Here is a 13376-nt window from a genome sequence, read left to right on the forward strand (position 1 = left end):
CGCAAATAGCTGTTTTTGCTGGCGATAAACCGCTGAGCAAAAAACGATCAATCGCTGAAAGCGTTTGGATCCAAGGTTTTTGAGGGTTTTTTCAAAAGGTTGCCCACAGACTTATCCACAGGCTGCGCACAGTTGTTGAAGTCAGTGGCGTTCGGCCAGCAGCATCAGATTGCGCGGCGTCAGTGGCTGGTCACAGAACACCCCCAACTGCACCCGGTAGCCTTGCTCTTGCAGGTACAGGGCGCGGTCCAATACTAGCCATATCTCGAGGGGGCGACGGAACAGATTGCGCAGCAGCTCAAGGTTACGGACCTCGGCCAGACGCTGCCAACCCAGGGCCTGCAAGCTAGTCCAGTCTGGTATGGGGTCGATGGGCAGGCCTTTGAGTGCTGCCAGCTCCTGGCAGTAGTCCGCGAACGGCTTGTGCAGCCAACTGACCGGTAATGATGGTGTCGGCAGGTACTCATCTACACCCCGCAGCTGACGCTGCAGCAGATCAAAGCCCAGGCGCCTGGCCATCGATTCGTCGCGCTGGCGGCGTACCCGCGCGCCGGCGGTGACGGTTTCACTCAGTGGCAGGCCAAGATCATCGATTGAAAGCTGCAACCCCGAGGCAATCGCGGCGCCAGACAACGGCTGGTAGTGCGCGGCCTGAATGCGGTTGTAGCAGCACGGGGCAATGGCCAGTTGTCGACAACCTTGCTGACTGGCCAGTTTGATCAAGCGCACATGCAGGTCGCCGCAGGCATGCAGGGCCACCGCCGTATGTTCGCTGCCCAACTGGCGGCAGGTTTCCTCTGCCATCACGTCTTGCAGCAAGTGCTGGCTCGGTAGGCCATGGTGCTCGCTGAGGGCATGGCCGGCTTGTACCAGTGCAGGGTCGTATTCCAGGCAGGTCAGCTTGTGCCGCTCGGCTTGCAGTAGCCGTCGGCCAAGGTGGCCCTTGCCGGAGCACCAGTCGAGCCAGTGTTGGGGGTCGTGGGTGAACGCCAGGTGTCTGGCGAATGCCTCGATCTGCTGCCACTTGCGACCAGGCACATCCACATTCAGGCGATGGCTTGCTGAGTGCAGTTCGATGGCAGGTAGCTCGCCGACTTCGGACAACTGGTGTGCCAACTGCGCCAACTGCGGGAATGGCTGGGGTGCGGGCAAAAGCTCGGGGTGGTTGTGCGCCGCCTCTGCCTCGCTCAACGAGCGTTGCCTTAACCAGTTCGCCAAGGCTGGGTGCTCGCTTTCCCAGGGCAATTGCAGCTGGGTGAAGGGGCGGGGGCGCCAAAGCGCTTGATGCTCGCGCAGAAAGCTGTCCAGGGCCTGGAAGCGGCCAAGCATGTGCGTATCTGTTAGCGGGCGGGGCGTGGTCATAGGCAGTCAAGCGAACGGGGCTGTGATCAGCCCCGTTATACAGGTTTAGCGACCCTGGCAGGCGTCGACGCGCAGCCAGCGTTCAAGCACCTTGAAGCCTTGCACCAGCAGGAAGGAGATCAGCAGGTAGAACAGCCCCGCTGCGAAGAAGATCTCTACCGGCAGGTAGGTGCGGGCGATGATGGTCCGCGCCATGCCGGTCAGTTCCAGCAGGGTTACGGTACTGGCCAGGGCACTGGCCTTGAGCATCAGGATCACTTCGTTGCTGTACGCCGGCAGGCCGATGCGCGCGGCGCGCGGCAGCATGATGTAGAACAGCGCCTTGGCTCTGGACATGCCCAGCGCCCGCGCCGCCTCGATTTCACCGCGCGGAATGGCCTGCAAGGCGCCGCGCAGAATCTCGGCGATGTAGGCCGCGGTGTGCAGGGTCATGGTCAGCACCGTGCACCAGAACGGGTCGCGCAAGTATGGCCAGAGGGAGCTATTGCGCACCACTTCAAACTGGGCCAGGCCGTAATACACCAGGAACAGTTGCACCAGCAGTGGCGTACCACGGAAGAAGAAGATGTAGCCGTAAGGCAGGGCGCGTACATACCAGTGCCGCGATGAGCGCGCGATACCAAGCGGAATGGCAATGATCAGGCCGGCGATAACGGCGATTGCCACCAGCTCCAAGGTCAGTGTGGCGCCTTGGGCAAGCCGTGGCAGCCACTTGATAATGACTTCCCAGTTCATTGGTTGGCCCTCGCGAAGCCGCGTGCGGCGCGTTTTTCCAAGAAGTGCATGCCGGTCATTGCCAGTACGGTTAGCGCCAGGTAGATGATGGCGGCAACCATGTAGAAGGTGAATGGCTGCTTGCTCACAGTCACTGCGATTTGTGAGTGACGCATGATTTCTTCCAGGCCGATCACCGATACCAGTGCGGTGTCTTTCATCAGAATCATGAACAGGTTGCCGAGGCCGGGAAGGGCGATGCGCCACATCTGCGGCAGGATGAGTTTCGAGAAGATCCGGCCTTTGGACAGGCCCAGGGCCAGGCCCGCTTCACGATGGCCCTTGGGGATCGCCAGGATCGCACCACGGAAGACTTCGGTGGCGTAGGCACCAAAGCACAGGCCCAGGGCAATCACGCCCGCAGAGAAGGCGCTGAGCTCAAGGCCCGGAATATTCAGGGCTTCGCCAAGCTGATTCATCATGCTGACGGTGCCGAAGTAAATCAGTAACACCCAGAGCAGTTCGGGCACGCCACGCACCAGCGTGGAGTAAAAGCCACCCAGCCATTGCAGGGGTTTGTACGGTGAGGTTTTCGCCAGGGCGCCAAGCAGCCCCAGTACCAGACCCAGACACAGGGCTGACAACGCAAGTTTAACGGTCATCAGCGTCCCGGCTAACAGGGCCGGACCGAATCCGTATAGATCAATATTCATGGGCAGGTTTGTTCAAGGGACCGGCATCGCCGTAGGGGCGACGCCGGTCGGGGCGAATCAATAGATGCTGAAAGGGAAGTACTTGTCGTTGATCTTCTTGTAAGTGCCGTCGGCAACGATTTCCTTCAGTGCAGCGTTCAGCTTGTTGCGCAGTTCGTTGTCACCTTTGCGCACAGCGATGCCGACCTTGTCGCTCTCGTTCACTGGCTCGCCTTTGAACTCGTAGTTCTTGCCGGCATCGGACTTCAGCCAGTCGTAGTTGGCGTATTTGTCGGCCAGCAGGGCGTCTACACGACCCGAGGTGAGGTCCAGGTAGGCGTTTTCCTGGGTGTCGTAGAGGTTGACCTTGAAGTTGCCGTCCATGCCGCCGTGATCGTCCAGCCAGATTGCTGCCTGGGTGGCGCGCTGGGTGCCCAGGGTCTTGCCTTTGAGCGACGCGTCGTCGGTTTTGAAATCGACGTTTTTCGGGGCGATGAACTGCTGTTTGTTCGAGTAGTACGGGTCGGTGAAGTCAACGGCTTGCTTGCGCTCGTCGGTGATCGACAGCGACGAGACGATGAAGTCGAACTTCTTGGCGTTCAGGGCTGGAATGATGCCATCCCAATCGGAGGTGACGACTTCGCATTCAGCCTTCATCTTGGCGCACAGGGCGTCGCCGATGTCTTTGTCGAAACCTACGACCTGGCCACTGGCATCCTTGTTGTTGAACGGCGGGTAGGCCGCTTCGATGCCCATCTTCAGTTTCTCGGCAGCCATTGCATTGGCCGAGAACACCAGCGTGGCGGCAGCGGCCAGGAGGAATTTCTTATAGTTCTGCATGCGTGTTGCTCCGTTAGCGGTTGCTGGACATGAATTGTTTACAACGCGCCGAGGTCGGGTTTTCGAAAACCTGCTGCGGCGTTCCCTGCTCTTCGACCAACCCTTGGTGCAGGAAGACAACTTCACTGGACACCTGGCGGGCGAAGCCCATTTCGTGTGTAACCAGTAGCATGGTACGGCCTTCTTCGGCGAGGGCACGGATAACGTTAAGCACTTCCTGGACCATTTCCGGATCCAGCGCCGAGGTCGGTTCGTCGAACAGTATGACCTTGGGTTTCATTGCCAGCGTGCGGGCAATGGCTGCGCGCTGCTGCTGGCCGCCGGAAAGTTCGGCCGGGTAGCTGTGGCGCTTGTTGTGGATCCCCACTTTGTTGAGCAGTGCTTCGGCATGCTCGATGGCCTCGGCCTTGCTTTGGCCGAGCACGCGCCGGGGCGCCTCGATGATGTTGTCGAGGATACTCATGTGCGGCCACAGGTTGAAATTCTGGAACACGAAGCCGATCTCGCTGCGCAGGCGATTGATCTGCTTGTTGTCGGCGGCTACCAGGTCGCCGTTTTTTGCGGCTTTCAAACGCAGCTCTTCACCAGCGACCAGGATCTGCCCCTGGTGCGGGTTTTCCAGCAGGTTGATGCAGCGCAGCAGAGTGGACTTGCCGGAGCCGGAGGATCCCAGGATCGAGATCACATCGCCATCGCGGGCGGTCAGCGAGATGCCCTTGAGGATCTCCTGGTCGCCGTAGCGTTTGTGCAGGTTGCGGATTTCCAGCGCGGGCGTGGCCTCAGCCATGTGCGGTCCTCATGTGTTCTGGTGCGCTCCTGCTTGTTGGCGGCCTTCCTGGCTGCGCCAAGCTAGCATAGCGGCGGAATGACAGCCAACAAGGTCGGGAGGGGCAAGCAGTTGCCAAGAGGGCAAGTGTCGCATCGCTGCAGCGGACTGTCGCGCCGATGACCACTTCCCTCGTTTCCAGGGCCGGAGCCTTGATGAAAAAAGGCGCGATGGTGCCAGTTTTGGCCGGTGCTGGAAAGTCGTTTCTGACCTTGGGCACAGCTTTGGCGCGTAACTGCGGCAAATGGTTGCGCCTGTGGGTTGCGCCTTTTTGCGCAAAAAATGTGCGCGAGGTGTTACCGCCGATGGGTTTTGGTGCACCCGGGTATTTGTAAGTGGGTATTTCAGTAATCGTGTTTTTCCGTTGTGATTTGATGGCCTTTCGGTCATGTCTTGGCAGCAAAGACATGGAGCCCTTTATTTCCGCGGCCTGAGCAGTTGCGGCTACGAACGGTCATGTCGCTGGCGCATTTATTGCCTTATCCACCACCAACAGGATGTAGCACGCTTTGCGAAGTGTGCGCCTGACGAAATCAGGATGTAGAAAGCCACTCCCTTCAAAGGTAGTTTTATGAGCGGTACGCACAATTCCAATGACCTCGCTCAGGGGCTCAAACAACGGCATGTCACCATGCTGTCTATTGCGGGTGTAATCGGTGCTGGTTTGTTCGTGGGTTCTGGCCATGCCATCGCCCAGGCAGGTCCCGCGGTATTGCTGGCTTATGCTGCTGCCGGCACGTTGGTGATTCTGGTGATGCGCATGCTGGCCGAGATGGCCATTGCTTCCCCGGACACCGGATCGTTTTCCACCTATGCCGACAGGGCTATCGGCCATTGGGCAGGTTTTACCATTGGTTGGCTGTACTGGTGGTTCTGGGTGCTGGTGATTCCGCTGGAGGCCAACGCCGCCGCAACCATTCTGCATGCCTGGTTCCCTGACGTAGGTATCTGGGTATTTACCCTGGTCATCACCTTACTGCTGACCGCTACCAACCTGTTCAGCGTGAAGAACTACGGTGAATTCGAGTTCTGGTTCGCCTTGCTCAAAGTGGTCGCGATCATTGGCTTCATCATTCTTGGCCTGGCAGCGGTGTTCGGCTTCCTGCCTAACAGCCAGGTCAGCGGCGTCAGCCATCTGTTCGACACTCAAGGCTTCATGCCTAATGGCCTCGGCGCGGTACTGGCGGCAATGCTCACCACCATGTTCTCGTTCATGGGTACCGAGATCGTCACTATTGCTGCCGCCGAGTCCAAGGACCCAGGCAAGCAGATCACCAAGGCCACCAATTCTGTGATCTGGCGGATCTTCCTGTTCTATCTCGTGTCGATCTTCCTGGTGGTGGCACTGGTGCCATGGAACCACAGCGACTTGGCCGAAGTGGGTTCGTACCAGACCGTGCTGAACCTGATGGGCATCCCTAATGCCAAGCTGATCGTCGATATCGTTGTCTTGATCGCAGTAACCAGCTGCCTGAACTCGGCGCTTTACACTTCTTCGCGCATGCTCTTCTCCCTGAGCAAGCGTGGTGATGCCCCGGCCATGGCCCAGCGCACCACTTCCAGCGGCACCCCGTACGTTGCTGTGGTGCTGTCGACTGCGGCGGCATTTCTGACTGTGTTTGCCAACTATGTGGCCCCTGCTGCGGTGTTCGAGTTCTTGCTGGCAAGCTCCGGCGCTATTGCCTTGCTGGTGTATCTGGTGATCGCAGTATCGCAACTGCGCATGCGTCGCCAGCGTATGGCGCGTGGCGAGAAAATCGCGTTCAAGATGTGGCTGTTCCCGGGCCTGACCTGGGCGACCATCGCTTTCATCGTGGGCATTCTTACCGTGATGCTGATCCGTCCGGATCACCGTATCGAAATCGTTGCCACCGGCTTGCTGTCCATAGCTGTGGTAGCGGCGGGCCTGCTGGTGGCGCGCAAGCGCAAGGCCGAGGCGGCTGGGCGTGCGGTGCTCAGCAACTGATTCAGCTGGCATGTAAAAAGGCCGCGATCTGAACAGATCGCGGCCTTTTTATTGGGCATTGCACGCAGGCTTGTGGCGGCCTTATCGCGAGCAGGCCCGAGTGTTAGCCATACATTTTCTGCTGGGTCTTGGCCACGGCTTCAGAGGCAGAAATGTAGGCTTGCTGGAACTCGTCACTTTCCAGCCAGGCCATGGTGGTGGCTTCGTCGGCGCCATCCAGCCATTGGCGGTAGGCCGTGAAGACCATGACGATGTAGTCGGTGGCGTGTTCTTCCTTGTGGCCTTTGAGTACCAGGGCCAGCAGTGGGTCGACCAGGAACACCGAAATCAACGAAACAAGCCCGTCTTCCTGGGCTTGTTTCATTTTTTCGAACAGCGCGGTGTAGCTGCCCGAGTCCATGGCCTTGTTAAATACCTGCTCGACGCTGGCGCTGGAGCTTTCGCCGCTGCTCTTCACTGCCTGGCCACTACGCACCATGCGGTTTTCACGAGCCTTGTTGGCGGCGCGCTTGGCGCGTTTCTGCTGCTTGCTGTTAGAGGCCATCGGTGAATCCTGAGTCAAAAAATTTTGCGTATTGAAGCCTAGTTGGCAAAGAAACCCAAGTGTATCCGACGGCCTCGCTCAGGCAGGCTGTACCAGCTCGCCACGGTCTTCCTCGGCATGCACCCGCGCCGCACGCTCAACCAGCAGCGGATCAGGCTGGTGGGCCACGCGCAGGTCCTTGCCGGGATAGTCCAGCGAATGCAGGAAGTGGCGTATGCAGTTGATGCGCGCACGCTTCTTGTCGTCGGACTTGATGACCGTCCATGGCGCATCAGCGGTGTCGGTGTGGAAGAACATCGCTTCCTTGGCAGCGGTGTATTCGTCCCACTTGTCCAGCGACTTGATATCGATGGGCGACAGCTTCCAATGCTTGAGCGGGTCGTCACGACGCGAGATGAAGCGGCGCAGTTGCTCTTCGCGGTTTACCGAGAACCAGTACTTGAACAGCAGAATGCCGGAATTGCACAGCATGCGTTCCAGGTCGGGGGCCTGGCGCATGAACTCGAGGTATTGCAGCGGCGAGCAGAAGTCCATCACCCGCTCGACACCGGCGCGGTTGTACCAGGAGCGGTCGAAGAAGACCATTTCACCGGCGGTGGGCAAATGCTGGATGTAGCGCTGAAAGTACCACTGGCCCTTTTCCTGTTCGGAAGGCTTCTCCAGGGCAACGATACGTGCGCCGCGCGGGTTCAGGTGCTCCATGAAGCGTTTGATCGTGCCGCCTTTACCCGCTGCGTCCCGTCCTTCGAACAGTACGACGATACGCTGGCCGGTTTCCTTGGCCCAGCTCTGCACCTTGAGCAGTTCGATCTGCAAATCGTGCTTGGCCTTATCGTATTCTCCCCGGCGCATACGCGTGCGGTAGGGGTAACTGGCCGGTAGCTTCGCTGCGGTGCTGTCTTCGTTGGAGCCGCGTGGGGCGGACGCGACCTTGAGAGCGGCAGGTTGCTGGCTGATCGCGACGATTTCGCTTTCAGCGGCTGCTACGGCTGGTTTGCGGGTGGTGCGCGCGCGCCGTGGGCGTGGGGTTGCAGGCTTGGCCGGGGTGGGGCTGGTGTTGGCCGAAGTATCTGGGGTCGGCACGGGCAGAGGCAGGGCTGTGGATTCTTCGCTCATGTAGGTGGGCCTGTTGGTTTTTTCGAATTTCCACCAAATAGCATACGAGGGTGCGGCGAGAAGGTACTGATGTTGGTCAAAAGCCTTGGGGGTTCTCGCCCAAACCTAAAGTTTCAGCCGCGTTGAAGCGACGAGTGCGCAACCCCGTTGTTCCATTGAGGGCTTAAGGTGTGCAGGCGGTATGCGCCGGTCGGCTTGTAGCTGCGGCGTGAGTTGGGCTAATCAGGAAAGGGGCGGGAATTTCAGGCAATAAAAAACCCGCTCGAAGGCGGGTTTTTTATGTGTTTCAGATGATGCTGACACCACCTGAAAGCGAAAGGTGGTACCCAGAGACGGAATCGAACCGCCGACACGGGATTTTCAAAACCTGTGAAAGTCCTTACCCGTTTGGCAAACGGCTGGTTTTCCTGGGCCTATCTCAAAGACGGGGCGGTAAACACCGGCCAGAAACGGGCCAGATGGCTTGAAAGTGTTCCGTACGGTCCGGAGGAGCACCGGAGCGGGGTGAGCTGATTGCCGCTGCGTTTCCATGCACCGCGCGCACCGCGTGACTTTTGAGCCAGCAAGAAATGCTATTCCAGTTGGTAGTACAGGGCCTGAAAATTGGTGGTGAATTCTGGAATGAGCTCTTTGAGGCGGCTGTAAGGGTTCTCGTCAAAGAAAAAAATGATGACCTCGCTTTCTCTCACTCCCTTGTTTGAAAGCTTGCCAGGCTTTAAGTCGTAAGGCTTGCTGATGTTTGCTGCTAGCTTGCGCAGTGCTTGTAGGCGCCGTTTTTTGTGGGCAGCAATGTCAAGACCGTCCTTGGGGACAGCAGCGTACTGGTTGATGCGTAGGTAGGTTCTCCCGGAGCGGGAGTCAACTCTCCAAAACAACGTTTCGTTTTTTTCCTCGTAGTAGTTCTTTCGTTGGCAAAAATCTAGCTGAGTCCATGGGGAACCGTTTTTATTTACCCCTTTCTTGAATTTCAAACAAGCATCACTGCCCTTCAATTGCTCATAGAGTTCACCGATGAAGTGTCGTTGGCCTATGGCGCTTTTGAACGCGTCAGGACACGAAGCCGCTAGGTTTTTTAGGGCTTCTTCTTCCTTGGAAATCCAATTGTCCTTTAGAAAAGCGCAGTATTGATGAATGATTGGATGGAAGTTAGCTAAGAAGCTAACGGTATTATAAAAGTCATGGGCGGAGATGAGCTCATACTTCCCTAAGCTCTGTCGTTCCAATGTGTCGATATAGCCGATTTTGAAGTAAATATATTTGTAACAGTCGGGGAAGCGTTTTTGGTAAGTGTTAAGTTGATCTGAGTGAATGGTTGATGAAGTTTTATTCTCAAATAAAATATTGCGGCGCTCGTCGTTCACGTCAAAGCTCAGCATTAAATCAACACTGCCGGACTGTAATTTTGAGTGAATGTTAACGGGCGTTTCGCCCTCTTTGGTGAACCCCAAAGCATTGAACACATGTGAGCGATATAGGCTGATGTCCGGATTTTCATCCAGTTCTTTGAAGAACCAAGCTAGGAAGGCATCTGTACTGAGTTCCTTGCTGGCATATTCGAATAAATTGTTCAATGTCAGGGTCCATGCGCAATGGTACGTCAACGGTGAAGGCTAGGAAAGGAGCCAAGCCTCAGGAATGTGTAGTCAGCGATCGGATTATGAGTTTTGTACATAATGATCCGAGGGCACTTAATGCACTATTTCTTTGTATACTGGTCTTTTACGGGGACCCAGCGGAGATTAGGGAATATTTCTTCCAGAATTGTTGTAAGCGAATCGAAAGTGGTCACTGAGTGTTCGACGCCTGTAGCACAATAAGCCGTGAAGCGGTGGCAGTTGTTGAAAATTAAATTGTATCCGCTTTTATTGCCCACTGCGGCACTAGCTCTATCAGAGATTTCCGGGCTGCTAATTATTTTTCCATTGGAATAGGCGGCATAAAGGGTTATGCCCGTTCGAAGTCCATGGGAGTTCATAAAGGCGTGTGGAGTGACTTTTTTAATTTTTCCGTCACCGTTTCGCTCTACAATTCGATTATTTTGTCCAATATATATTCCCGTGTGATCTGCAAAGCTTCCCGCAAGGTCACAGACGACTATGCAGCCCGGTACAAGATCGGCCTCTTTGCCCAAGCCTGCACAGATGAATGTTTTTGCAAGGCTTCGCTCCGTTCGCTTTGTTGAAGTAAATTTGAATGTTGGATTAATAGTGGTGCGGATGCTTGGAACTAATAAGGTTTTAAAAATTTTTCCCAGCATTTTCTGTCCCTAAAAAGCTGTGATCGATATGTACTCTATGGCGAAGCTTATGGCACCGATAATCATGCTGCCATCATTATGATATCGCAAGATCTATCGTTCTTTTGGGCAGTTTTAGGGGCATCTCACTTCTCTTTCTCTCCGCTGAGTCTCTTCTGGCTTATGGAGGCTACCTTGCTACAGGAGAAAGGTACGCTGGTCACCAGATGCCAGCGCGACCAGTCCATGCTGACTACGGATCTTTAGATCAGTCTCACTGGAGTATTGGGGGCCATATGTATCTTTAGCTACCGTTGTCGTCTTTAAGGCAGGTCAATAAAACGGTCTGCAATGGAAAAAATAATATAACGGTGGCAATTCAATGTAAGAGGCTTTTAAAGCCTGTAAGCAATAAAGCTGATCAGGAGGCATTTGCAGGCATGCAGTTCGTAAAAGGTAATTTTCCGTAGTCGTCACAAATTCAAGTTACACACCAGGAGCTTGAGAGATCACGAGAGAAGCTGGCACACATTTTTGTTTAATGATAACGATCTCCCTCAGCTTGGGTCACTAACTAAGCAGAGGTGTACACTTTACTGAAAAATTTCCTACACCGCTAAGCCACAGTCCGCTTTTGGCTGCTTTCTGCCTGTGGTGAGAGGCAGAAAACGACCAGAAGCGGTCATCGTCGAGAGCAGTCTCCGATCGCGGCTTCTAGCGTCTGCCCCAGGGTGACAGAGTCAGGTTAACCGGCAGGTCAGTAGGGTAGTGCTATTTCCGGCAGTACGTCTCGCAAAGCTTTGACGAGTCCGGGCACCTTATTATTAAGAAGCACTCTTGCCAGCCACGCTTCAAACGGGGCGCGGCTAGTGTTTTTTAAGCGACTGGAAGCTTTAGCCAGCATTCCTTTATTATCGAATAAAGACAGGAGAGTTGGGATATCACCTTGAGCGATTGCGGTCTCAATTCTGGTTCGACGCTCTTTGGCAATTGCTGTGATATCTATGCTTTGAGTCTGCAGGATGTAGGCGTTTTTCATCCCTTCGATCGAATCTTGCTTGCTGAGATCAGTTTTCTTGAGTGCGCGATCAATACGCCGCATACAGTACATCCGCACAACCCGATCAGTTAGATCAGACTGGCCTGCCAGAGTTAGAATGTCATCCTTAAGCCCGTCAAGGCGCACTTCAATTTCTTCAGGGGCTAGGTGCTCGGCGTTTGCGATTTCCCGACTGATTTCGGGGAGCAAAAACAGATTTTCAATTTCTGATACCGGTAAAACGGCCACACCCATTTGTTCGAAGGCATCGATGTCCGTGGTGTCGTAGCCATCGGCATCAATAATCCCTGCGCATTGGACGCGTGTGAGCTCGGTGTTAGCTCTCAACGTTGTTACAGCGTGTACAACTTCTTGACACGAGCCGCGTGGCACAACAGTCCATTGAGGGTAAGCGCATCGATAAACTGCTTTATCAAGACTCTTGGCATCGCCTTCAACGAAAAGAATTGGCCGACGGCTACCGAGAAGTAAGGTGGTGATTTCTTCAGTGAAACCGGTGTCGGTGGGCACCGTATCGATGGTCCAGCGTGGTCCTACGGAATTATAGTCGCGGATCACAAATTTTTGACCTACTCGGCCAGCAGCGAACTCTAGGTCATGTGTGATAAACACAAAGGCGCAGTCGGGGCGGGCGCTTTCAAGATGATCCCATAGCTTGTTCATGATCGAACGGTGAACATGCAATTCAGGCTCATCTACGATGAGCACGGAATTTTCCGCTGCAACCAAAACTTGGCCAATTAAGTAGAAAATTGCCCGCTCTCCGTCACTCATGTCGGTTGCGCTGTACGTAGCCCCAGTAGTAGGTGATATCACTTGAATATCATCACCACTGATTTCGAGAACGCGGTGCGGTAACAAGAGCTGCCAAATTTTCTGAAGTTTCTCGAATTTCGTATCGTTAGCCGCCAGGTTCTTTCCGTCCCGTACACTCTTATGAGTTTCGAGGGAGGTTCGCGACTGTTCGGCAAACATCGCCTGGAGTACATAGTCGAAATCGTTCAGTAGCGCGCTGGCTTCTTTCGATTGCCAGCGAGACCCCGTGCGATGGTATAAGGCTGCACTCTCGTCTGGATGACCGAACCTCAATCCCGCTAACGCTTGCCTTTCACGGATTTTCGGAACGCCAGGATTCAGTGTGAGTGCGCGATGTGCCGAAATTCGATGGGCGCTTTCCCCTCCAAATGCTTCTATATGAATTGCGAGTCGAGTCTTGCCACTCCCATTAGCTCCTACAAAGACAACAGATGTTCCTTGCACTACATCAATTTCGATGGGATCGCCATTCGTTGGAACTGTAAATTGCATGGTATTTGCCGAAGAGAGTTAATGACTAGTTAACAGGGTGCCTGATTCAGGATGGGGCTGTCATCTCCTGAGGCGGATTCCAGCAAGAGGTATTTAGGCCAAAAACGATCGCTCCTGAAAGGCAGGTTTTGGTCGATCTCTGCCGGTCAGGGCCACGAAGGGTAATGGTCAAAGTCTATGCATATGACTAATCAGTCGAATGCAAATGGGTGGGCAAGTCGGTGCATTTCCCCGGTTGCATCGGAAGTCCAGTATTTTGTCCTGATGTTCGACTCCAGGGGCTGGTTTATGCGTGCCGCGCATGCAGCGTGACTTGTAAGTGTCTGGAGTGAAGGGCGGTCGAGAGTGCTCAGAGGCCCTGTGGTGTGCCAGGGGAAGCGGAAGGGCTATGCTGGGCGGGCCTGTATTGCCGACGTCTCAGCTTGTCTGAGGGAGGCTCTCAAGCTGACAATTCAAATTAGATTAAAACTACCCAGTTTTGGGGTCGGTACCGAAAGTCCGTTGGACTCCTTTCAATCACGCTGCCGAAGCGCCATGGTCCAGCTGCCATTAAATCGCAGGCAATAAAAAACCCCAAGGACACATTGTTCCTTGGGGTTTCTCGGTATTTTGGTGCCCAGAGACGGAATCGAACCGCCGACACGGGGATTTTCAATCCCCTGCTCTACCGACTGAGCTATCTGGGCAACGGGGCGCATTAAAAGGCTTTTTC

12 protein-coding genes and 1 tRNA gene are annotated in these 13376 nt (G+C 55.1%); 2 read left to right on the top strand and 11 right to left on the bottom strand.

What is annotated here, in order from left to right; translation table 11 throughout:
* Window positions 1–141: 141 nt before the first annotated feature.
* Genes D3Z90_RS01435 through D3Z90_RS01455 form a run of 5 tightly spaced genes read right to left on the bottom strand, consistent with a single transcriptional unit; the run spans window position 142 to window position 4395 of the window.
* A complete protein-coding gene (locus D3Z90_RS01435) occupies window positions 142–1362 on the bottom strand; it encodes a methyltransferase (protein WP_136474083.1) in 1221 nt (406 codons plus the stop codon).
* 45 nt (window positions 1363–1407) lie between these two features.
* Window positions 1408–2097, bottom strand: coding sequence for an ABC transporter permease (locus D3Z90_RS01440; protein ID WP_136474084.1), 690 nt, complete (start codon window positions 2095–2097; stop codon window positions 1408–1410).
* Window positions 2094–2789, bottom strand: coding sequence for an ABC transporter permease (locus D3Z90_RS01445; protein WP_136474085.1), 696 nt, complete (start codon window positions 2787–2789; stop codon window positions 2094–2096). Before D3Z90_RS01445 ends, D3Z90_RS01440 begins: the two co-directional genes overlap by 4 nt.
* A gap of 57 nt (window positions 2790–2846) precedes the next feature.
* The gene (locus D3Z90_RS01450; protein ID WP_136474086.1) at window positions 2847–3608 is read right to left on the bottom strand and encodes an ABC transporter substrate-binding protein; all 762 of its coding nucleotides are present in this window, start codon (window positions 3606–3608) and stop codon (window positions 2847–2849) included.
* Window positions 3609–3621: 13 nt separating this feature from the next.
* The gene (locus tag D3Z90_RS01455; protein ID WP_136474087.1) at window positions 3622–4395 is read right to left on the bottom strand and encodes an ABC transporter ATP-binding protein; all 774 of its coding nucleotides are present in this window, start codon (window positions 4393–4395) and stop codon (window positions 3622–3624) included.
* A gap of 194 nt (window positions 4396–4589) precedes the next feature.
* Here D3Z90_RS01455 and D3Z90_RS01460 point away from each other — a divergent pair, with 194 nt between their 5' ends.
* Together D3Z90_RS01460 and gabP are read left to right on the top strand one after the other, a co-directional pair.
* A complete protein-coding gene (locus D3Z90_RS01460) occupies window positions 4590–4769 on the top strand; it encodes a hypothetical protein (protein ID WP_136474088.1) in 180 nt (59 codons plus the stop codon).
* A gap of 236 nt (window positions 4770–5005) precedes the next feature.
* Window positions 5006–6400, top strand: a complete 1395-nt coding sequence (gabP, locus tag D3Z90_RS01465) for a GABA permease (RefSeq protein WP_136474089.1) — start codon at window positions 5006–5008, stop codon at window positions 6398–6400.
* Window positions 6401–6503: 103 nt separating this feature from the next.
* Here the strand turns inward: gabP and D3Z90_RS01470 are convergent, their stop codons facing one another.
* The 6 genes from D3Z90_RS01470 to D3Z90_RS01495 form a co-directional block, all read right to left on the bottom strand.
* The gene (locus D3Z90_RS01470; protein ID WP_136474090.1) at window positions 6504–6944 is read right to left on the bottom strand and encodes a hypothetical protein; all 441 of its coding nucleotides are present in this window, start codon (window positions 6942–6944) and stop codon (window positions 6504–6506) included.
* Window positions 6945–7022: 78 nt separating this feature from the next.
* Window positions 7023–8060: a polyphosphate kinase 2 gene (gene ppk2 / locus D3Z90_RS01475; protein WP_136474091.1), complete on the bottom strand. Its 1038-nt coding sequence runs from the start codon at window positions 8058–8060 to the stop codon at window positions 7023–7025.
* Between the two features lie 572 nt (window positions 8061–8632).
* Complete coding sequence (locus tag D3Z90_RS01480) at window positions 8633–9631, bottom strand: PD-(D/E)XK nuclease family protein (RefSeq protein WP_168198424.1); 999 nt, start codon at window positions 9629–9631, stop codon at window positions 8633–8635.
* Window positions 9632–9756: 125 nt separating this feature from the next.
* Complete coding sequence (locus tag D3Z90_RS01485; RefSeq protein ID WP_136474093.1) at window positions 9757–10317, bottom strand: lecithin retinol acyltransferase family protein; 561 nt, start codon at window positions 10315–10317, stop codon at window positions 9757–9759.
* A 736-nt stretch (window positions 10318–11053) separates the two neighbouring features.
* Window positions 11054–12664, bottom strand: coding sequence for an AAA family ATPase (locus D3Z90_RS01490; protein ID WP_136474094.1), 1611 nt, complete (start codon window positions 12662–12664; stop codon window positions 11054–11056).
* 610 nt (window positions 12665–13274) lie between these two features.
* A tRNA-Phe gene (locus tag D3Z90_RS01495) sits at window positions 13275–13350 on the bottom strand.
* Window positions 13351–13376: the final 26 nt, after the last annotated feature.

The organism is Pseudomonas sp. DG56-2 (assembly GCF_004803755.1).
GTDB lineage: Bacteria > Pseudomonadota > Gammaproteobacteria > Pseudomonadales > Pseudomonadaceae > Aquipseudomonas > Aquipseudomonas auratipiscis.